Annotated in this window: 32 protein-coding genes and 2 pseudogenes; 31 read left to right on the forward strand and 3 right to left on the reverse strand. The window is 60.4% G+C overall.

The window, feature by feature from the left end:
* Window positions 1–205: 205 nt before the first annotated feature.
* Window positions 206–1483, forward strand: a complete 1278-nt coding sequence (locus HNH97_RS15015) for a hypothetical protein (protein ID WP_014106948.1) — start codon at window positions 206–208, stop codon at window positions 1481–1483.
* Window positions 1484–1811: 328 nt separating this feature from the next.
* Window positions 1812–2336 (forward strand): annotated as a pseudogene (locus HNH97_RS15020) (AraC family transcriptional regulator); the annotation flags it as partial.
* Here the strand turns inward: HNH97_RS15020 and HNH97_RS15025 are convergent.
* From HNH97_RS15025 to HNH97_RS15035, 3 genes and pseudogenes are all read right to left on the reverse strand, one after another.
* Window positions 2327–2434: pseudogene (locus HNH97_RS15025) on the reverse strand (IS5/IS1182 family transposase); the annotation flags it as partial. The pseudogenes HNH97_RS15020 and HNH97_RS15025 overlap by 10 nt on opposite strands.
* Window positions 2435–2677: 243 nt before the next feature.
* Entirely contained in the window at window positions 2678–3196 is a 519-nt protein-coding gene (locus HNH97_RS15030; RefSeq protein ID WP_171791415.1) for a hypothetical protein, read from the reverse strand.
* 11 nt (window positions 3197–3207) lie between these two features.
* Complete coding sequence (locus tag HNH97_RS15035; RefSeq protein WP_171791416.1) at window positions 3208–3957, reverse strand: LexA family transcriptional regulator; 750 nt, start codon at window positions 3955–3957, stop codon at window positions 3208–3210.
* Window positions 3958–4152: 195 nt separating this feature from the next.
* Here HNH97_RS15035 and HNH97_RS15040 point away from each other — a divergent pair, with 195 nt between their 5' ends.
* The 29 genes from HNH97_RS15040 (at window position 4153) to HNH97_RS15180 (ending at window position 19452) form a co-directional block, all read left to right on the forward strand.
* Window positions 4153–4461 carry a helix-turn-helix domain-containing protein gene (locus HNH97_RS15040; RefSeq protein WP_171791417.1) on the forward strand — a complete coding sequence of 103 codons (309 nt, stop codon included), beginning with the start codon at window positions 4153–4155 and terminating at the stop codon, window positions 4459–4461.
* On the forward strand, window positions 4458–5267 hold the full coding sequence (locus HNH97_RS15045; protein ID WP_171791418.1) for a ParB N-terminal domain-containing protein: 810 nt from the start codon (window positions 4458–4460) through the stop codon (window positions 5265–5267). Before HNH97_RS15040 ends, HNH97_RS15045 begins: the two co-directional genes overlap by 4 nt.
* Entirely contained in the window at window positions 5264–5506 is a 243-nt protein-coding gene (locus HNH97_RS15050) for a hypothetical protein (RefSeq protein ID WP_171791419.1), read from the forward strand. Before HNH97_RS15045 ends, HNH97_RS15050 begins: the two co-directional genes overlap by 4 nt.
* A 41-nt stretch (window positions 5507–5547) precedes the next feature.
* Window positions 5548–5982 (forward strand): transposase, encoded by a 435-nt coding sequence (locus HNH97_RS18205; protein WP_171791420.1) that lies wholly within the window; start codon window positions 5548–5550, stop codon window positions 5980–5982.
* Window positions 5979–6317, forward strand: a complete 339-nt coding sequence (locus tag HNH97_RS15060) for a hypothetical protein (protein ID WP_171791421.1) — start codon at window positions 5979–5981, stop codon at window positions 6315–6317. Before HNH97_RS18205 ends, HNH97_RS15060 begins: the two co-directional genes overlap by 4 nt.
* Window positions 6317–6568 carry a hypothetical protein gene (locus HNH97_RS15065; protein WP_171791422.1) on the forward strand — a complete coding sequence of 84 codons (252 nt, stop codon included), beginning with the start codon at window positions 6317–6319 and terminating at the stop codon, window positions 6566–6568. Before HNH97_RS15060 ends, HNH97_RS15065 begins: the two co-directional genes overlap by 1 nt.
* The gene (locus tag HNH97_RS15070) at window positions 6565–6843 is read left to right on the forward strand and encodes a hypothetical protein (protein ID WP_171791423.1); all 279 of its coding nucleotides are present in this window, start codon (window positions 6565–6567) and stop codon (window positions 6841–6843) included. The genes HNH97_RS15065 and HNH97_RS15070 overlap by 4 nt, the downstream gene beginning before the upstream one ends.
* 1 nt (window position 6844) lies before the next feature.
* Complete coding sequence (locus HNH97_RS15075; RefSeq protein ID WP_171791424.1) at window positions 6845–7135, forward strand: hypothetical protein; 291 nt, start codon at window positions 6845–6847, stop codon at window positions 7133–7135.
* On the forward strand, window positions 7128–7775 hold the full coding sequence (locus HNH97_RS15080) for a DUF3164 family protein (protein ID WP_171791425.1): 648 nt from the start codon (window positions 7128–7130) through the stop codon (window positions 7773–7775). Before HNH97_RS15075 ends, HNH97_RS15080 begins: the two co-directional genes overlap by 8 nt.
* A 4-nt stretch (window positions 7776–7779) precedes the next feature.
* Entirely contained in the window at window positions 7780–8223 is a 444-nt protein-coding gene (locus HNH97_RS15085) for a regulatory protein GemA (protein ID WP_171791426.1), read from the forward strand.
* Window positions 8220–8378 carry a hypothetical protein gene (locus HNH97_RS15090; protein ID WP_171791427.1) on the forward strand — a complete coding sequence of 53 codons (159 nt, stop codon included), beginning with the start codon at window positions 8220–8222 and terminating at the stop codon, window positions 8376–8378. Before HNH97_RS15085 ends, HNH97_RS15090 begins: the two co-directional genes overlap by 4 nt.
* Window positions 8379–8479: 101 nt before the next feature.
* A complete protein-coding gene (locus HNH97_RS15095) occupies window positions 8480–8665 on the forward strand; it encodes a hypothetical protein (RefSeq protein WP_171791428.1) in 186 nt (61 codons plus the stop codon).
* A 1-nt stretch (window position 8666) separates the two neighbouring features.
* Window positions 8667–9050, forward strand: coding sequence for a hypothetical protein (locus tag HNH97_RS15100; RefSeq protein WP_171791429.1), 384 nt, complete (start codon window positions 8667–8669; stop codon window positions 9048–9050).
* Window positions 9051–9108: 58 nt separating this feature from the next.
* Window positions 9109–9702, forward strand: a complete 594-nt coding sequence (locus tag HNH97_RS15105) for a glycosyl hydrolase 108 family protein (RefSeq protein ID WP_265176011.1) — start codon at window positions 9109–9111, stop codon at window positions 9700–9702.
* 75 nt (window positions 9703–9777) lie between these two features.
* Complete coding sequence (locus HNH97_RS15110; protein ID WP_171791431.1) at window positions 9778–10188, forward strand: hypothetical protein; 411 nt, start codon at window positions 9778–9780, stop codon at window positions 10186–10188.
* Window positions 10189–10200: 12 nt separating this feature from the next.
* Window positions 10201–10476, forward strand: coding sequence for a hypothetical protein (locus tag HNH97_RS15115; protein WP_216657684.1), 276 nt, complete (start codon window positions 10201–10203; stop codon window positions 10474–10476).
* Between the two features lie 2 nt (window positions 10477–10478).
* A complete protein-coding gene (locus HNH97_RS15120; RefSeq protein ID WP_171791433.1) occupies window positions 10479–10784 on the forward strand; it encodes a VpaChn25_0724 family phage protein in 306 nt (101 codons plus the stop codon).
* 1 nt (window position 10785) lies between these two features.
* The gene (locus HNH97_RS15125) at window positions 10786–11079 is read left to right on the forward strand and encodes a phage protein Gp27 family protein (RefSeq protein ID WP_171791434.1); all 294 of its coding nucleotides are present in this window, start codon (window positions 10786–10788) and stop codon (window positions 11077–11079) included.
* A gap of 943 nt (window positions 11080–12022) precedes the next feature.
* Entirely contained in the window at window positions 12023–12253 is a 231-nt protein-coding gene (locus tag HNH97_RS15130) for a hypothetical protein (protein WP_171791435.1), read from the forward strand.
* Window positions 12250–12540, forward strand: a complete 291-nt coding sequence (locus tag HNH97_RS15135; protein WP_171791436.1) for a hypothetical protein — start codon at window positions 12250–12252, stop codon at window positions 12538–12540. Before HNH97_RS15130 ends, HNH97_RS15135 begins: the two co-directional genes overlap by 4 nt.
* On the forward strand, window positions 12533–12799 hold the full coding sequence (locus HNH97_RS15140; RefSeq protein ID WP_171791437.1) for a hypothetical protein: 267 nt from the start codon (window positions 12533–12535) through the stop codon (window positions 12797–12799). Before HNH97_RS15135 ends, HNH97_RS15140 begins: the two co-directional genes overlap by 8 nt.
* The gene (locus HNH97_RS15145) at window positions 12796–13053 is read left to right on the forward strand and encodes a phosphopantetheine-binding protein (RefSeq protein WP_171791438.1); all 258 of its coding nucleotides are present in this window, start codon (window positions 12796–12798) and stop codon (window positions 13051–13053) included. The genes HNH97_RS15140 and HNH97_RS15145 overlap by 4 nt, the downstream gene beginning before the upstream one ends.
* Window positions 13037–14740: a DUF935 domain-containing protein gene (locus HNH97_RS15150; RefSeq protein ID WP_171791439.1), complete on the forward strand. Its 1704-nt coding sequence runs from the start codon at window positions 13037–13039 to the stop codon at window positions 14738–14740. The genes HNH97_RS15145 and HNH97_RS15150 overlap by 17 nt, the downstream gene beginning before the upstream one ends.
* Window positions 14733–15986, forward strand: a complete 1254-nt coding sequence (locus HNH97_RS15155; RefSeq protein ID WP_171791440.1) for a phage head morphogenesis protein — start codon at window positions 14733–14735, stop codon at window positions 15984–15986. Before HNH97_RS15150 ends, HNH97_RS15155 begins: the two co-directional genes overlap by 8 nt.
* A 136-nt stretch (window positions 15987–16122) precedes the next feature.
* Window positions 16123–16632, forward strand: a complete 510-nt coding sequence (locus HNH97_RS15160) for a phage virion morphogenesis protein (RefSeq protein WP_171791441.1) — start codon at window positions 16123–16125, stop codon at window positions 16630–16632.
* A gap of 206 nt (window positions 16633–16838) precedes the next feature.
* Window positions 16839–17837 (forward strand): phage protease, encoded by a 999-nt coding sequence (locus HNH97_RS15165; protein WP_171791442.1) that lies wholly within the window; start codon window positions 16839–16841, stop codon window positions 17835–17837.
* Window positions 17827–18282, forward strand: a complete 456-nt coding sequence (locus HNH97_RS15170; RefSeq protein WP_171791443.1) for a hypothetical protein — start codon at window positions 17827–17829, stop codon at window positions 18280–18282. The genes HNH97_RS15165 and HNH97_RS15170 overlap by 11 nt, the downstream gene beginning before the upstream one ends.
* Window positions 18283–18288: 6 nt before the next feature.
* Window positions 18289–19236, forward strand: coding sequence for a Mu-like prophage major head subunit gpT family protein (locus HNH97_RS15175; protein WP_171791444.1), 948 nt, complete (start codon window positions 18289–18291; stop codon window positions 19234–19236).
* A 3-nt stretch (window positions 19237–19239) separates the two neighbouring features.
* Window positions 19240–19452, forward strand: a complete 213-nt coding sequence (locus HNH97_RS15180) for a hypothetical protein (protein ID WP_171791445.1) — start codon at window positions 19240–19242, stop codon at window positions 19450–19452.
* The last annotated feature ends 36 nt before the right edge of the window (window positions 19453–19488 follow it).

A 19488-nucleotide genomic window follows, 5' to 3' on the forward strand; every position in this document is an offset into this window, starting at 1 on the left:
TCTTGCGCGTAACCTTGCCCATAAAACCCGTTCTCTCTCAGGTCGGATTATAGCTTATTGCCCTGTCCGAAAAATGGGGACCACCTCTAACCGGCGTCGGCACCCCAAGCGAAATGCCGGCCACTATGCGAGACCCGGCAGGTGTTGACCTATATCCCTGTTACAATCAGTATCTGGGGAGAACGGAATGTTAGTTTGCGGGTAAATGACAGACCTCATTCGAGACCTTATCCTTCGCTGGCGAGATGATCCGGCAGGGACCTATCAGAGTTGGTTCTTGTGGGATGAACGCCTCAAAAACTTCCGGTCTATCCGTCGCGGTCTGCAGCTGGTTGTGGCTGAGATAGCCGCTGGTACATTCGGGGTTGCCTATCGTGGCTCCTCCTTGGAAACAGTTGTACATTCGATTGCTGAGCAGCGTCAGATTTTCAAGGGTGCGGATCATGCATTCTTGTGGAAACCGAAGTTACGCATTCCCGACATCTACGAAAATCCCGCCAATCAGAAAGCATTTGGGCAGCTTCTCGATACCTGTCTGTGCTGCAATACCGAAGAGCATGTAGTCTCGGCCATTCATGCAATCGACGCCAGGAAGATAAAAGGGCTGGGGCCAGCTGTCGCCAATCTGCTGTATTTCCTGCATCCCACGATCATGCCACCTTTCAATACGGCGATCGTGAAGGGCTATAACGCCCTGACCGGATCAAAGGTGAAGCTGGGGCGATGGGAGGAATATCTTGCCATGCGGCAAGGGATACTAAAGCTGAATGCAACCTATCGTGCGCTGCTTTCCAATGATCTTGGTGCTATCGGAGGACTGCTGTTTGATCTCGGAAGCGGACGTTATACAGCGCCGCCTCTCGAAGATAACGAAACAGCACGAAAACTCTGGGAAGCCGATCTTCACCAGGTTAGGGAGCAGAGCGCAAAAGAGGCCCGAACTCTCGCTGCGGAGCGGGAAACAGATCATACTCATACCGAGATTCAGGGATGGCTTCGTGATCTGGGGCTCTCCTTGGGTTACGATGTCTGGATTGCCGCCAATGATCGCAGCCGTCCATGGCAGGACGGCAAGCTGGGGGATGGTTGCCTGTCGGTATTGCCGGGGTTCACGACGGAAACGCAGGGAGCGGAATCCGTGCGTCTGATCGACGTCTTATGGCTTGACCAGGAAAGCCATAGGATTGTTGCAGCATTCGAGGTTGAGCACTCAACGACCATCTATTCCGGTATCGTGCGGATGCTCGACCTTGCTCTCGGGTCAGCGGCGCAGGCTCTGGAAGGGATGTTCCTTGTCGCGCCGGACAAGCGGGAGATTGATGTGCGGGAACAGTTGAAGCGACCGGCTTTCAGCAGGATTGCTGATCTGAAAGTCCGGTATCTGCCTTATGGAGCACTGGAGAAGGATCGTGAGGCAATCAGGCGTTTTGGCCATGGTCTGAAACCGATACAGAGCATTTCCCATCTTCTGACCCCAGTGTGATATCTGCAGTACATCGCCTGTTCTGACGCAAGTTACGATAAGATTGAAGCGACTGCAGCCCACCCTCGCATTGACCCCTTATCGGTCGTATTAGGCTTCGCCTTATTCGCGGCCGTAACCGCGGCTTTCGCCATCGAATCAGCCTCGCCTGCAGTGATCATGATTGGTATCACGATATGGAGGCTGACATTTGGCGAAGTCACGACGTTGCTCCAAACCGCGCTGGCCGATACGGCCAGGAAGATGCCGGGATGATGATCCGGGCCTTTCCAATCTGGAACTTTAGGGTCGTGAAAGAAAGCCTGTTCCAGACCAACATTTTATGATGCGGATATTCCGTCGGCCGCAACACGAAGATGAAGAGCTTGTCCCGGCTGTGGCCGAACATTTTCTGGTGCGGATCATCTCAGGAGAAGCACAGGTCGAGGAACGCGAACTGACAGGTGAATGGACGAAAAGTGAGGCCGGGTCCGGATCATTTTTCCTGACACAGACCGATGCGCCTTACCTCATGCGCTGGCAGGCTGATCCGGACCGTCCGTTTGAAGTCCTGCATCTTTATCTGGGCCCTACTCTGGTGAACCGCGTCGCCCGATCGTTAGGGCTTAATCCATCACGGCTTTCCATGCGCGCAATTTCCGGTGTTCAGGACGCATTTATCTCTGGCGTTCTGACAGGCCTGACGGCCGAGATCCAGACGACTCATTCGGCCAGTTCTCTATTTGTGAACGGACTTCTGGAAAGTCTGACCGTCCATCTTCTCCGTCATTATGCCCAGACACAGCCTTCGCCCACGTCCAGACCCGCACAACTGCCAGCGTGGAAGCTACGTAGGCTCAGGACTCATAGCCAGAACAAGACGGTTGCGGCGAGGCAGACTGCCGAGAAGAAGACGGTCGGGCATCTGTCATAGCGTGTTGCGACCCGTCTCCAGTCCTTGAGCCTGCCGAATGAAGGAGGACAGAGGGAATGGAACCAACAGTTGTCTGGGATTTGACGGGATATCCGGGGATATCGAGGGATGAAAATCTAGGGAAACTGCGGGAATGAACGGCGTATGGAGGTTATCCACAGCGCCGTTTTCTATTTTGCGGTATGTCCGGAACTGTCAATCAGACCCGAGGTCATGGACATAAGGTTTGGAACTGACAGCAGGTCATCTATCGCCGCGTTCTGAAAGTTCTTAGCAGCCTCTTAACCGCCGGAATTGGTTTCATCACGATCTCTCTTAGGGTCATAGTCTATCTCTGGAACCGCAACGCGATGCACGCCGTGTGCCCGGATCGCTTGTGTCATCTCGGATATCTGACCTTCGAGGGCCTTCCCATATTGAGAAACCGGCTCTGTGCATGAGATGCGTGCCTGATCTCGTTCCACCGAGCGGATATAAGGCGACTTGGAACGGATGGCCAAGGTATGCCATGCGCAGGCTTCAAACGGATTTTTTCGGACAGCTCCATCGCCGCCACGAAGCAGCATGTAGCCTACGTTTTGCTGGGCTAAATAGTCTCCTGCATAGGCGTTTTGATATTCCTCAACGAATTCTGACTGTTCAAATTTGCAACTTTTGATATCGGAACTGTCTTTCTCGCAGTCAGTCAGTCGGAATTTTGCTTCCTGCACAGCATCCGAATTATTATACAAGTCATCTGCGTATGAAGTCCCGCAAGATGCAATAATAAAAAAAGAAAATAAGATATTTTTATAAAACAACTTACATGCCTTTATTCGGTAAACAAGCCGCCACCACGCCAAACCACACGACCAATAATTCCAATCGGGGATCCCCCGTCCAGAATCATTTGCCGAACTTCCTGTGCATTTATTTCATCTGTGGGATATCTGGGATTGTCACTCATGATTGAAAGATTGCCGTTAGCACGTAATGCCAGCCGCTTGACCAGTAACTGATCGCCAACGCGCAGAGCATATACGCCGCCGGTAAAAATATCTCTGTCCATGAGATCAATGACAACATTATCGCCGGACAATATTACCGGCTCCATGCTGTCTCCTCGAACAGTAAAACCTACAAGGCTATGGACACGAGTTTTCAGGTGATCTGGCAAAACGGAAGTGCTTATTTGGAAGGATACGCTTTCTTCCGCATATGGCGGTGCAATTCCATGTCCTGCTGACAATTCGATATCGTAACCGGGGATGTGTGTGAGTTCGACATGGCCACGACGCGGCTCTGGGGGCTTCTCTCCGCACGAACTGCGCTGCTCTCCGAATAGCAACCATTGCAGGTCCACGTGGCATGCTTGGGCAATCTGCTCTGCTATCCCGATCTTCCACTCTCTACCGTTCATGTAGCCGCTAAGAGTGGTTGTGCCGACGTTCGCCGCCACTGCAACCTGCGCCAGGCCGCCAGCATTTTTCACGGCCTGCTTTAATCGCAAAAAACGTGATTCGGTTTCCCGGTTTCGTCCTGATTCTGGGAAATTACCGATTTCGGTATCTTCTACAGCCATTTTTATCGGTTTTCTGCCGCTTTCCGGGTGTTTCCCCCAGACTTTCCACCGGAAAGAAGTGGGAACCCACCGAAAACGGTTGACGCAATTCGGTATGCGACTATCTTCACGTGTGTTCCTCCGTTCATAACAGACGCGGTTGGACGAAAAAGAGAGGCCGGGGGCAACCGGCCTCAAAGCTCAAGGAGTCCACTTATGGCACAAAAGCCATCAGGGATGCACGTCGAGGATATCAAGGCCGCGCTTCGCAAGAAGTATGGTTCCCTTGCCGCGCTATCCCGTCACTTGGGGAAGAACCCCAATCTGGTCAGCACCACGATCAGCCAGCCGGGCCACTCCGTTCTGATGGAACGTGAGATCGCCGCCATTCTTGGCAAACGTCCCTACGAAGTGTGGGGGCCTGGTCGGTTTCATGTTGACGGTTCTCCTGTTCGCACTCGTGTTGACAGAACACCTACCTGCCCGCTGCCTGATGCGCACCGTCAAAACGGAGCGGCGGCATGAACATTGAAATGATCCCCGTTGACGATATCGAGGTAGGCGACCGCCTGCGCGCGGTTGATATGGACTGGGCTGCGGTTATCGCGGCATCGATGCAGGAAAACGGGCAGCGCCAGCCCATCGAAGTCCGCAAGATCGGACGTTCCGGCAAGTTCTCGCTGGTATCTGGTGGCCATCGTCTGGCTGCCATGAAACTGGCAGGCATTGATCATGCCGCCGCCATCATCGTGAAGGCATCCGACCTGGAAGCCCGGCTGCTGGAAATCGACGAAAATCTGTGCCGTCATGAACTGACGCCGCTGGATAAATCCACGTTCCTTGCCGAGCGCAAGGCCGTTTATGAAGAACTGCACCCCGAGACAAAGCACGGCGGCGACCGCAAGACGGATCAAGTGGCAGAGCTTTGCCACTTGATCCCAAGTTTTACGGAAGCCACCGCCGAACGCCTTGGCCTGACGGCCAGATCAATCCGTGCCTACATTACCCGCTATAAAAACATTGCCCCTGATGTGCGCCAGCAGCTTGCGGGCACTTGGCTGGCAGATAGCGGACAGCAACTCGACGAACTGGCGCGCCAGACGCCCGAAATCCAGCGAAAAATCGTGGAGTTTGCCACCCAGTGGCCGGGCGTCCGCAAGGTGTCCGAAATCCTGCGTCAGATTGAAGGCCGTCCCAAGCCGAAGGCCGCCGGAACCTATGAGAAATTCATAGCTATGTGGCGCAAGGCGACCCCTGACGAGCGCAAGCAGATCCTCACCTATCTGTCACCCGAACTTCCGGGCTTCCAGACCGAAAGGGCAGCCGCATGACCCGCAACAATCCTCCCGAACAGCTTTCCCTGCTGGACTGGGTTCCGCCCAATCCGGTCGTGCGGTTCGATCCCCGCCTGGTCCGCGCCAACCGGTTTACGGAGCGCCTGTCGCGGGCCATTTCCGTGTCGCTGGAAACCTGCGGACAGTCGCGTGACCAGATTGCGGCGGAAATGTCCGCGATGCTCGAAAAACCTGTCTCCATCAACATGCTCAGGCACTGCTGGAACGTGCGCTGATCACACGCTCCGGTGATGGGTATGCGCTGACCGACGCAGGCGTGCGGGCCGCAGCGGCATTCCTGCGGCCACCTGCGCAGGTGGGACGCACGCACCTGCCGCTCACGCCCTTCTGGCTGACAGATGCGCAGATCGAGGCGATTTCGGGTTGGTTCCCGAAATCCCACGGCAAGGCCCGTCTGGATGACCGCCAGATTTTAAGCGGCATCGTGTTTGTGTTCCGCGAGAACCTGATGTGGGGGCAGGCCCCCGCAGAATATGGCGGCGAACTGGCATTGCGCCGCCGCTTCACCCAGTGGTGCCAGTCGGGCGTGATGGATAACGCCCTGGGCCACCTCTTTGAACAGGACGGAGATGGACAGCTTCGGCTGGTGGTTACGACCGCCATGCTGATGCGGCACCGCAGCGGTGCCCACGCCATTGCGCGAGGCTACCTGCCGACCTTCGCCCCGATTGATGAAATGGAGGCAGCATGAGCGCCGCCCTGCATACCGTAATCCCGGCGCATCCCGCGCCGGTTGACCGTGCCGTCATGCCCGTCCTGGTCATGGATGCGCTTCACGCGGTTACGGCCGACACGCCGTTCAACCAGCCCGACAGGTTCGATGCCCTGCATCGCGACCTGCTTGACCTGCTGGAAGGTTTTCACCCCGACGCCGACATCGACGAATGCCTGTTCGTCGTCGGCCATCCCATGCACCACATCGCGGGCCGCGAGGAACGCCGCGATGTCATGCTCCAGTTCTTCCACGAACTGCACCCCACCCATCTTACCGCCGGTCAAATCTTCACCGGTCTGGAGACACGCTGATGTCCGCACACACAACACCGCTGGCGTCGCTGAAGCGCTCGATCCGCTCAATGCGCGAAACCGCTGTCCTGCTGCAACACTGCGAGGGCGATATCGCCCTTTCCCAAGAAGACTGGCGCGCCCTGGGTGACTGGCTGCTGCGGCAGGTCATCGAGATCGACGGGGCCGTCGGTGTGGCCGTCGTGTCCGGTCACCTGCCGAACCTGAGCAGCGTCGTGATCGACGGTGACTGTGCGGAGGTCCGGGCATGAACGAAAAAGTCCATGTGCAGATAGGTGATCTGGCGACAGGTGCCCAGACGGTTATCGATCTGGCAACCGGCCGGATGCAGGCCAGTTCCGACGATCTGAATGTGCTGCTGGATCAGACCGACACCAATATGGAAATGGCCGTCGTAGCATTGGAAGGCGGCGATCTGCCTATTGCGGCAGCCTGCGCGGAACAGGCTGCATCCTGTGCCCTGCTGGTGGCCGTCGCGATGCGACGCATGGCGCGGGACATCCCGCCTGTGCAGGAGCGCCACTGATATGACCTGCACTGCATATTGCAGCAGGGATGGGGTCATCGGCATTGCCGATGGCCTCCACTTCCCCGATGCCTGCCTGCCCATCGCTGTCGGATCGCGCGGGCACCTTTCATTCCAGATTGAGGAACTGGGCGAACGCACCCGCAAGGGCCGCGCCTGGCGCGTGCCCGGCGTGACCGGCTGGGAGCGCGATCACGTGGCCTACACCGCCGTGCAGATATTCGCCGCCACCATTCTGACCCGTAACGCCAGCTTGCGCCGCTGGCCCATGAAAGCCGCTGAAAATGTCTGAAACGATCACACCTGATATGGAAATCTACGTCCCCTCCCGCGAGGGAACCGTGCCCAACGTGAGCGGGGGGCAGACCGCCCGCAGTTGCGTCCAGGTGCGTTGCCTGATCCAGCACGATATCACCGTGCGCCTGGTTGAAGGGGCACGCGCGCTGCGCGACCTGATGGCCGAACAGAAACAGCGTTTCCTGGCCGAAGCCGAACTGTATGTCCGCTCGATGATGGCGCAGTATAATGCCAACCCCACCGGAAAACGGGGTGGGTTCGTCATTGTTTCCTACGACGATCTGATGAAAGTTGAACTGTCCGTCACGGATTATCGCGCTGTTGACGGTGCGGTGGTGGCTGCGCAGGCGCTGGTCAGCGAGGTGCTGAACGACCTGACCGAGCAACTGGAGCCGTGGGTGCGTGAACTGCTCGACAACGCGTTCAACCGCGACGAGAAAACCGGCAGGATCAACGTGGACCGTCTCCAGAGCCTGCGGAAAGTCGATATCCCGCACCCCAAATGGCCCCAGACGTGCGAGGCGATTTCCGACAGTATCCGCATTGCCGGATCGCGGTCCTATTTGCGGTTTTACGAACGGGAGCGCCGCGATCAGCAGTTTACGGCGATCAGTCTTCAATTTTCGGCACTGTGAGGGCATGATGAAAAGCGATCCGAAACGCGGCGCGATCTACGCCAAACTGCACATCGCCCGCAAGGAATTGGGCCTGCCGGACGACGCGTATCGCGACATCCTGCATCGCCTGACCGGCCATTACAGCGCACGGGATGCCAGCACATCTGCACTGGAAACGGTCCTGGCGCATTTCCGCACGTTGGGGTGGAAGCCTAAGAAGGGCAGCCTGTCCAGCAGCGACAAGCCACACGTGCGCATGATCTACGCGATCTGGAAAGACATGGGGCCATTTCTGAAAAGCAGCGGCACACGCGAGGCTTTGCGCGCCTATGTCCAGCGGCAGACCGTGACGCCGGAACACCCTGACGGCATTTCGGCGCCAGAGTTCCTGGACGGCGTGCAGGGGCGGAAGGTGATTGAGGGATTGAAGCAGTGGAAAGCGCGGCTTGAGAGGGGCTTAAAATGACGAATATCTATCCATGGCTGGCCGCAGCAATAATGGTCATTGCGGTTGCTTTCACAGTATGCGTGGCCAACAGTCGCAATTTCATGATGATGCTATGCGCGGCGTTGGTCAGCATCATTGCGATGGTTCTCATATTCGGCTTGCGGGCCGATTAGTAACCTCACATGCAGAGATTACAGAAACCGCCCCTATCCGGGGCGGTTTTTTCGTTTACAGACGTTGCAGGATGCCTGATTTATAAAAGGACATTGTGATAATGACTGATGATCTGAACGACCTGCGCGGCAAAATCCGTTCGATTGTCCGGCAAAGTGTCATTGCTGGGCGACATGCGACCAGCAGCGAGGACGCGGCGCGCATTCAGGATCAGATGATCGCGGCGAGCGAAAGCACGATCCTGCTGGATATCGCGGCAATTCTGGAAAAACGTGGTAAAGAGTGACATGACCATTCGCCCACCCGCACAGATTGACTGGATCGTTGCTGATGTCGGAGAAGACATGGCGCTGTCTTTTGTCGAAAGTGCATGCGGACGGCGTATATGGGTGCCGCGTGAATGGCGCGGGTCTGATCTGGCCATGACATATGGCGAAGACATTGCCCGGTGTCTGTCCAGCCACTATGGCGGCGAATACATCAAGATACCGATCTGCCGCGCGTGGCGTATCCTGATGTATCGCAAGATGGGCCTGTGTATTGACGATATCGCGCATCGGGCAGGTGCTGATCGGTCATGGGTCAAGAAAGTGCTGGCCAACGGTCCGTATATTCCGCCGCCGCAGCGGGCGACCTACCGCAATGATCCGGCCCAGCTTCCCCTGCTCTGACTGACGGGGCGCTTTGTCGCCCGTGAAGCCCCTCGCATGTCGCGCGTAACCTGCCGACATGCAGACCAACTTCCTCACAATCACAGATTTTACCCTTGGCGAAGAGGGTCTGTACCAATGTCGCATGGACGACGGCGGTAACTGGACCGGCGGTGCGCAGGGGCATGGTATGTTGGTGGGCAGCATGCGCGGCATCTCGGCTGCGACCATGGCGCGCTGGATGGGTGGCAATCCCGCACAGGTGACGCGCAAGGTGATGCAGTCCATCGACGTGCCAACCTTTCGTGCCATCGCCCGTGCGCTTTACTGGCGTCCGCTGAACTGCGACCTGCTGCCCGCAGGCATCGACGCCATGACGTTCGATTTCGGTTTCAACGCGGGGATCCGTGTCGCCGCGCGCCAGTTGCAGGCGGCCGCCGGGTTGAAGGGCGCGGCCCTCGACGGTGATATCGGACCCGCCACCATTTCCGCCGTGCTGGACACGATGAACAGTCCCGCAGGACCGCGCCTGATCGGCGCGCTGGGCGACATGCAGGCCGCGTATTACCGGAACTGCCGCCTGTTCGCCGTCTGCGGCGACGGCTGGATTGACCGCACCAACCGGCGCGAGGCGCTGGCCAACACACTGGCGCAGCAGTCCGCCAACGCGTGACCCCATACGGTCATGCGGGCGCGCATGGCCGTTTCTGCTCCGGCGAGGACGCAGCGCCATCTTTTGGGAAAACCCATGTCCTTCAAATGGAAATCCATCCTGCCGGGGATCGTCAGTTTCTTCGGCAACCTGGGCAGCGGTTCGGCCAGCAGCAAGCTGGCCAACTACGAGACCGCAGCACAGACCGCGGTAAAGGCCGCCGTCACCAAGGTTGACGACGGCATCGGCTGGCTCCAGGCCGCGTTCAACCAGTGGGAAGACAGCAACCCGCTGGCAAAGGAAGCCATCACGGGTGCGACCGACCTGCTGAAGGCGCTGGGCATCCAGGTGCCCGATGAAAACGCGGTGGTCACGCATGTGAAGGCCGCCGTGGCCGATCTGGCAGGCATCTTCGTGCCGCAGACCACCACGGCGTCCACCACGGCGACAGGCACCACAGCGACGGACACCACGGCGCAGGCTGCAACGGCTCCGGCCGCTTCCTGATCCGTGGCAGCGATGATGAACCCGGCCGCGCCAGGCGTGACGCCCACGTTGCTGATCGTCCTGGTGCTGGTCGGGGTCATCATCGTCCTCGGCTTTGTCCTGGTCATGTCCCGTCACCGCAACCTTGCCATCCGGCACGAGGCGCTGGCGCAGGATGTCGGCACGCTCAAGGCCACGATGACTACGGTATCCGCCCGGCTGACCGAGATCAGCCAGGACGGCAAGCACAACACCGAACTACTCCACACCATCATTCGCGGAACCATTGAATCCGCCAGCGGGAAATGAACATGAGCGCCGCCAATGCCCTGATTGAAGACCGTCGCCTTCGCATCCTGAAATCCCTTGAGGAAATGCAGGACCGCCGTCTGAACGAGGACGTGCTTGTGCGCATGATCGCCGCAAGTGGCCAGTCCATCGACATCGACACCCTGCGTGCCGACCTGACGTTCCTCCAGCACCAGGCATGCGTATCCATCGAGAAGCTGCCCCGCATGCACGGCGACCTGTGGGTGGTCAACATGACGGGCATCGGCACCCGCGTGGCGGACGGCGTGCAGCACCTGCATGGCGTGGCCCGGAACCTGATGTTCTGACATGGGCCGTCCATCCTCCATCGAGCGCGAAGACGAGGAAATCCGCGAGGAAATCGCGAAAGCCCGTGCGCACGGCATGACGATCGACGAAATCCTCGCCCTTCTGCGTGAAGGATACGGCAAGGATTTCAGTCGCAGCGCCATGGGCCGCCATTGCCAGAAGTTGGACAAACTGGGGCAGAAAGCCCGCCGGTCGCGCATGGTGGCCGAAGCACTGGCGCGCCAGATGGGCGATGCATCCGCGCCGGGCGGAAACCGTACAAACTGCTACGCGTCACGTTCGACGATGCGCTGAAGGCTGGCCTTTACCGCAAGATATGCGAGCGCAAGGGCGAGGAATGGACCGCCGAGAAAGAAGCAGCATGGCGTCAGGAAATCATTGATGCCTATGGCGACGCGGCGGACGAAGAGCTGTTTTGCATTCCATCGCCGAGCACCGGCAGCGCGATCCCGCTGGCGCTGATCGAAGCGCGGGAGGTTCAGGGCACTCCGGTTGTCCGCTGGGCGCAGAAGACGGAATTCACGCTGCTGGACGAGCATGTGCGCGAAAGCGAGGCGCTACGGTTCTGTGAAACCGAACTGCTGCCACTGCTGGAAGAACTGGACCCGCAGGTTCCCCATGCGCTGGGGCAGGACTTTGCCCGTAACGGCGACCTTAGCGTGATCTGGTCGCTTGCCATTGAACGCTCCCTGCTGCGGCGCACGCCCTTCCTTGTTGAACTGCACAACATCCCGTTCGAGCAGCAGCGCCAGATCCTCTGGTACATCATTGACCGCTTGCCCCGCTTTCGCGCGGGCAAGCTGGATGCGCGCGGAAACGGACAGTGGCTGGCCGAAGTGACCGTGCAGAAATACGGCAGCCGGATCGAGGCGGTGATGCTGTCCGAAGCCTGGTATCGGGACAACATGCCCCCGTTCAAGGCGGCGTTCGAGGACGGTAACATCACCGTGCCAGCCGATAGAGGCGTGCAGGACGATCTCCGGTCGCTGAAGATCGTGCGCGGCGTGATCCGCGTGCCGGAACAGCGTGTCACCCAGAAGGGCGGCGCGAAACGCCACGGCGACGCCGCCATTGCGGGCGCGCTGGCCTATGCCGCCAGTCGCGCCGATCCCGAGGAATACGGCTATCAGGCCGCGCCTCGCAATTCCATCACAACAGACCATGACCCCGACAGTCCGGCAGATGACGCGCCGGATGATGACGATATGGGGATTGGCATGCGCGGGAGTGTTGATTTTTGAGTTACATCACTTGGATTGCCCGCGCGTTCGTCGCGGCCGTCAAGGGTGCCATTTTCATGGTGATCCGGCGCGATGCGGAGAACACGCAGAAGACAGCGGACATGAAGGCTACCGTGAAGGCCGTGCAGGAAACCACTGCCACGGAAGCCGCCATGGATCAGGCGGCGGCAGACGCCCCCACCACCGACGCGGCGCTGGACGCCCGGCTGCGCGGGGGGACGGCATGATTGGCTGCTGCTATTCCCCGCCACCGCGCGGGCCGCGTCCGGGCACGGTTGCGCTGTTTATTGTGGCGGGCGCGCTGATTGTTTCGGCTCTCGCTGGCTGCACGCAACCGGTCGTGCGCCCCCAGTGCATCCCTCTCAAAGCCGTCTCAAAGGCCGATGAGAACACGCTTGCGGATGAACTGGACGCCACCCCCGACATGCCTGCGCTCCACGACATGGCCCGCGACTGGGTGCGGATGCGTGATGAGGACCGCGTGTGTCTCAAGAAGGCCCGCAGCCGTGAATGATCCGTGGAATGACACGGCGCTGATCGAACTGGCCGAGATGGAAGTGCGGGAAGTGGTGATTTCTGGCCGCTCCTATGAATGTCGGAATGTCGCGATCCAGTTCCGTCGCGGCCACTACGAGATGTCCCATCCGTCCGAGACATGTCCGACGGGCCGTATCTTTCTGGAAATGCGCAGCCGCCGTGAACAGGCCGGCGAATGGGTGGCGGCGGCAGTCCAGAACCACATGCGCGACCTGCGGGCTGCGGCACGATCATGAGCCGGACATCACGCAAGGCACGGCGCATCGTGGCGGCTGTCGCCATGTTCCCACGCCAGTGCATCCAGCCCGATACACGGCTGGATGACCTTGGACTGGACATGCTGGACCGCATCGAAATCGTGGTCGCAGCGGAACGCGCCACGGGCGGCTTCGTCCAGGGCGAAAATGAATGGCAGACGGTGGGCGACGTGATCGCCGCCTGTCATGCCGCCGTGATTTATGGGGAATGCCACCATGGCGCAGATACTTGACCAGTTTGGCAACCCGATCCCGCCATCCAGTTTCGCCCCGGATGTATCTGGTCCCACCATGCTGGGCGACCGACCCGCCGTCGCCAGCAATACTGTCCGTGGTCTGGACCCGGCCACGCTGGGACAGGCCATGCGCGCCGCCGATCAGGGCGAAAGCCTGCTGTGGATGGAAATTGCCGAGGAAATCGAGCGCCGGGACGGCCATTACCTGGGCGTTCTGAGCACGCGCAAAAGCACGGTGGCCAACCTGCCCATTACCGTCACGCCAGCGTCGGACAAGCCCGCGCACAAAAAGCATGCCGCGTTCGTACAGGACTGGATTGACCGGGGGATCCTCGAAGCCGCCGCGTTTGACATGCTGGACGCCATCGGCAAGGGGCGGTCCACCCATGAAATCTGCTGGCATGCGGAGGCCGGGAATTACTGGCCGGAGCAGCTCGTGTTTCGTCCCGCGCGCTGGTTCGAAGTTTCGCCGCAGGATGGCAACACGATCCTGATGCGTGACGTGAACACCATCGGCGCACCGCCCAGCACGCCGGACGGCCTGCAACAGATCGGTTTCAGCCCGCTGGAACCGCACCGCTTCGTCAATCACGTCCATCCGCTGTGGTCGGGATTGACCATGCACGCCGGACTGTCGCGCCTGGCGGCATGGTATGTGATGTTCAAGATGTTCACGGTGCGTGACTGGGGCATTTTCGTGCAGAATTACGGGCTGCCGATCCGGCTGGGTCGGTATGGGCCTGACGCCTCATACCAGGACAGGGCCGTGCTGTGGCGCGCGGTGTGTGACTTTGCCGGGTCGCTGGGCATCATGGTGCCCAAGGGCATGGATTTCGAGTTCGTGGAACCCAAGAACGGCGCGGGCAGCAATGACGTCCATCAGCGCCGTGCCGAGTTCTGCAATTCCGAAATGAGCAAGGCCGTGTTGGGACAGACCGGCACGACCGACAGCAAACAGGGGGCGCACGCGTCCGGTGCGATCCACCGGATGGTGCAGGAGGATATCGAACGTCGCGACGCCGGGCTTTTGTCCGTCACCGCGACGCGACAGATCGCCGTGCCCATGGTGGCGTTTTCCTTTGGCCCGCAGGACAAATACCCGTTCATCCGCTTCGGCCGCCCTGACGAAGTGCCGCTGGAGGAACTGGTGAAGCTGATCCAGTTCGCCGGACCGCAGGGCCTGAAGTTCCGCGCCCAGGACTTCTATGACCGCACGGGCCTGAAGGCACCGCAGGAAGGGGATGACGTGTTCGGCCTGGTTGCCCAGGCACAGCCGATCCAGCCCGCGCATGTGCTTCCTGCCCAGGACAAGCCCGCGCAGGACATGCCGCCCAAGGCCCCGCCGCCCACAACGTCCAGCCCGCTGGCGGATGACCAGCAGGAAATCACCCTGCATACCCGCGTCGGCAGGCTGTTGAGCCGTCATGTCCGTGCCAACGGGCCGAACATCATCAGCCTGATGACCCAGAGTCTGGCGCGTGATGCCGAGGCTGGCCTTGCGCAGATGACGGACGCCGTGCGGGCCGAAGTGGAAAAGGCCGGTTCCATGGACGATCTGGAAGCGAAGCTGAAGGACATGGACCTGCCCCACGCGCAGTTCCAGCAGGCCATGCAGGTGGCGCTGATGGTGTCGGAACTGGCAGGCGAGGCCGAGGTGCTGGACGAAATGGCGCGCAATGGCTGACACGGCCGTCAGCGCCGCCAAGCTGCCGCCCCGTGATGCGCTGGCCTTCCTGCGCCAGAAGGTGCCCGTGCCCGCCGCGACATGGACCGACCTGTGGCAGGAGGCCCATTCCGTGTCGTTCGCCGTGGCCGGTGCCACGTCAAAGGCCATGGCACAGGACTTCCGCAATGCGGTGATCCGCACGAAGGAGGCGGGCGGCACGCGGCGCGAGTTCCAGAAGGAATTCGACGCCATCGTGAAGCGGTACGGCTGGGAACATACCGGCACGCCGGGCTGGCGCGCGTCCATCATCTACGACACCAACATCACCACGGCCTATGCCGCCGGACGCTACCGGCGCATGACCACGCCGGAATCACTGGCGCTGTATCCATACTGGCGATACCGGCATCACACCTGCCAGCATCCGCGACCGCAGCACCTGGCATGGGACGGCATGATCCTGCGCGCGGATGATCCGTTCTGGAACACCCATTACCCGCCCAACGGCTGGCGCTGCCACTGCACGGTGGAAGTGGTGTCCCAGCGCATGCTGGATCGCAACGGGTGGCAGGTCTCCGCAAGCCCCGTGATCGAGACGCGCCCATGGCGCAACCCGCACACGGGCGAAATCCTGCACGTTCCGGTCGGTATCGACCCCGGCTTTGCCTACAATCCCGGCAAGGCATGGCTGATGAACGAAGGCGCGCGGGTGATTACCGATCCCCTGCCGAAGCTGCGCCCCGTCCTGCCGCCCGCGCAGGATGCGGGACCGGCCCGACCGATCACGCAGCCGCCGCGTCCGGCGATACCTGCAACCCCGGAACCGACGCCCCGCGTCTCGCCCCGCGTCCAGGCGCAGCAGGACGCGATCGTCGGGCTGCTGCACGCGCCGATCGGCACAGTGGAGGCCGGGACGCTGCCCGATCGTGTGCGCGTCGAACTGGGAGGACAGCACGACGGTGTCCTGCTGTCTGGCGCAACAGTGGAAAAACAGCGCAATCATCATCCTGAACTGACGGATCAGGATTACCGCGCATTGCCGGAAATCCTGGCCAACCCGATGATCGTGGCGCGCCAGGCCGACCGCCGTATCCTGCTGTTCCGCTGGATGGACAGGCTGTATCGCGTGGCGATCAAAACCACGGGCGACGGCAGCGAGAATTACCTGACGTCATTCCACCGCACGAACCCGGATGCCGCGCGCAAGGCCCTGCGCAAGCTGTCCATTGTGCATGGGACGATCGAGGATGTGGAGGAACGGTAACGGCGCGCAGCGTGGGGCCAGCCACAAACCCCACAAGCGGTACGGTCCCGAAAGACCGCCCTACGGCAGGCTGATTTACACCGTGTCCCTGCGCGCCGCGTCCTGAATATAGATCCGCTGAAGGAAGATTTCCACCATGGCGTTCATTTCCGTCTCCGGTGACACCGGCCCCATCCAGTCCGCCCTGGACGCCATCGCCGCCATCGGCACGCGGCCGCAGGCCGTGCTGGAAAGCATCGGCCTGGAACTGCACGACAGGACCGTGCGGCGCATGGAACAGGGCATCGATCCGCGCGGCATCCGGTGGGAGACTTACGCGCCGCTTAACCCGCTCTATCAGGAGAACAAGGAAACCACGCATATCCTGATCGAGAGTGGTGCCCTACGGGACGACATCCATTCCGAAGTCGAGGGGAATGCCCTCCTGGTCGGCACTGACCTGATTTATGGTGCCATCCATCAGTTTGGCGGCGTGATCCGGCCGAAGAGCGCACCGGCCCTGACATTCGAGATGGGGGGCGAGATTTTCCATCGTGGCAGCGTCACGATCCCCGCGCGCCCCTACCTTGGTCTAGGCGTGGGCGACGAGGCCGCGATCATCGTTCGGCTGGACGAATTCCTGTCCCTTGCAATGCGCAGACGCTAGTGCGGATCGGCTTTCTGGTTTTAAGAGACCCGTAAGAGGGTTTAAGAGGGGGCAGGACGCGTTTTTACGCTACCCACGTCCGATTGAGCGTCCATAATCGCCGCATGCGCCTGTAGGGCGAAAAATCTGCATTCCCCCTTTTCTGCCATCATGGGCGACATGACGCCCGTGATGGCCCGCTTCAATGCCCGGCATCCTTGCGGGCAATGAGCGAGACCATTCACCTTTTCACGGCGCTGCCGCCTGCCACCGATGGCAAGGCACCCGAGTGGATACACCTGGTCCCCAGCGGCACGTTCAAATGTCGCGACGGGCGCGGGCCGTTCAGGCTGGCCAACCCGCAGGACGTGATTACCCATTCCATGCAGGACGGGCGCATCCACCTGCCGCTGGACGAAAACCATTCCACCGACCGCGCGGCCACCGCTGGCGGCTCCGCGCCTGCCATTGGCTGGATCGAACAGTTGGAAGCACGGCCGGATGGCATCTGGGGGCGTGTAGACTGGAACCAGTCAGGCAAAACCCTGGTGGCGGATCGTGCCTATTCCGGTGTGTCGCCCGCCATCGGGACCACGCCGGATGGCGTCGTGACCCGGATCGCGCGGGCATCGCTGACCAACCTGCCAAATCTCACCCTGACATCCCTACATAACCAGGAGACGGGCATGAAGCTCGAAGACATCGCCAAGGCGCTCGGGCTTTCAGCCAGCGCCACGATGGATGAAGTCATGGCTGCGCTGAAACGTGCGCGCGGCTTTATTTCCACCCACACGGCACTGGCCGAACTGGCGCGGGCGGACAGCGATGCCCCGGCGGAACAGATCGTCTCCGGCCTGCGGGTGCGCGTGCTGGCGGAAGATGCCCACACCCAGCGCATCAAGTCGCTGGAAACCGAGAACGCGGACCTGCGCCAGAAGGCTGCCGATGCCTTCATCAGCGTGGCGGCCGCGAAAAAGGTCATTTCCGCCGAACTGAAGCCGGAACTGGTCAGCCTGCACATGCAGAACCCCAAGGCGGCCGACATGTGGATCAAGAGCCTGCCCGATGTTCCTGGGGCCAGCGCCCCGGCGGGCACGCTGCACCTGCATAACCAGACACCGCCCACGTCCGGCGATCAGGTGGACACGGACATGGCGGGCATGATGGCCGATTTCGGCGTGACGGAAGAAGACGTCAAAAAGCACGGAGGGAAGCATGGCGCTTAATCGCGATCGCGCCCTGGACGAAATCAAGGCGGCCATCGGGCCTGAGTTCGGGCACAGCACCGCCGTTGGTTTCCGCGTCTATCGCGGTTCCATCGTCGCAGTGTGCCAGGACGGTACCATCCTGCCCGCAGCCAGCGCCAACCCGCCGTCGCCCATGGTGGCCATTGCCGGGGTCTGTCGTGATTTCCGCGACAATACCGGAACTGGCGTCGTGTCGGACATGGTGGGGGACGAGCCGGTGCATGTGATGCGCCGCACCTTCGCGCTGCCGTTCGACGTGGCCCCCACATGGGCCAACCTCAACGCCCCCGTTTACGCGGTGGACGATGAAACCGTGACGCTGACGGAAAACGCCGGGACCGAAGCGGCCCCCGTCAACCGTCTCCAGGTCGGAACGCTGGTTGGCTTCGACCTTTCTGGCACCCCTTACGTGAAGATCGGATAAGCCCGCATGATCACTGTCGGCTACGTCAAGGCACTGGACACCATGGTGAGCCTTGCCTTCAACAAATACCTGAACGCGGCGGCACCGTCGTACAAACCCTTCACGATGGAAGTGCCGTCGTCTTCCGGGGCCAATTTCTATCCCAAGCTGTCGGAACTGCCCGGCTTCCGCAAATGGATCGGGGCGCGGGTCGTGCATCGTCTCGATGCCGCAGCGATGTCCATCAAGAACGAGCCGTACGAGCAGACCATCAGCATCAGCCGTGATGACATGGAGGACAAGAACGTCGGGTTCCTGTCGGTCGCGGTGGCGCAGATCGGAGCAGATGCGGCGGAACTGCCTGACAAGCTGGTCTATGAACAGCTTCAGGCCGGTTTCAAGAAGAAGTGCATGGACGGCCAGTATTTCTTCGATTCCGACCACGAGACGTGCGACGAAAACGGCAATACCGTCAGCTACAGCAATGTCGGCATGCCGCAGGAGGGTGAGACGGCAGGCCCGTGGTGGTATCTGTTCGACAACACCCAGCCGCTGAAGGCGATGATTTACCAGCCTCGCCGTCCGTTCACGATCACCGCGAAGACGAAACTGACGGACGGCAACGTCTTTAACGAGGCCGAATTCGTATGGGGTGCTGATGGCCGATGCGCCGCAGGCTTTGGCATGTTCCAGCTTGCTTACGCCAGTTGCCGCCCGTTGAACGCCACCAGTTTTGCCGATGCCGTCTCCGCCATGGGCATGCTGCGCCGTCGGGACGGAACGCCTTATGGCATTTCCCCCAGCCAGCTTGTCGTGCCGAAGAACCTTGAATCGGCAGGACGTGCCCTGCTGAAGGGTGGCTTCATTCCGACCCTGGCACCGGACGGAAAGACATGGATTCCCGGTTCCAACCAGTGGGAGAAGGCCGCCGAACTGGTAATCGCGCCCCGTCTCTCCTATGCGAACGGAGGCTGATAAATGACCCGTAAGATCGAAACTCCCCGTGAGGACGAAACGGGCGCTGATGCGGCGCTGGCCCTGAAGGACGAAGCTGCCGCCCGCAAGGCGTTTGCCGAAGGTGTCGCGATCCGTGGCAAGGATGGCGGCGCGCGGATGGTGTCGCCCGGTCATGTCATCATTGAATTGCCCCGGGTTTTGTGGAGACGTTTTTTATCTGATTTAAGCGGCTAATGCATGTGATTTCTGTTGTGCATAAAAGCGTGCCTC

The sequence above is a fragment of the Gluconacetobacter entanii genome, assembly GCF_013155425.1.
Lineage (GTDB): Bacteria > Pseudomonadota > Alphaproteobacteria > Acetobacterales > Acetobacteraceae > Novacetimonas > Novacetimonas entanii.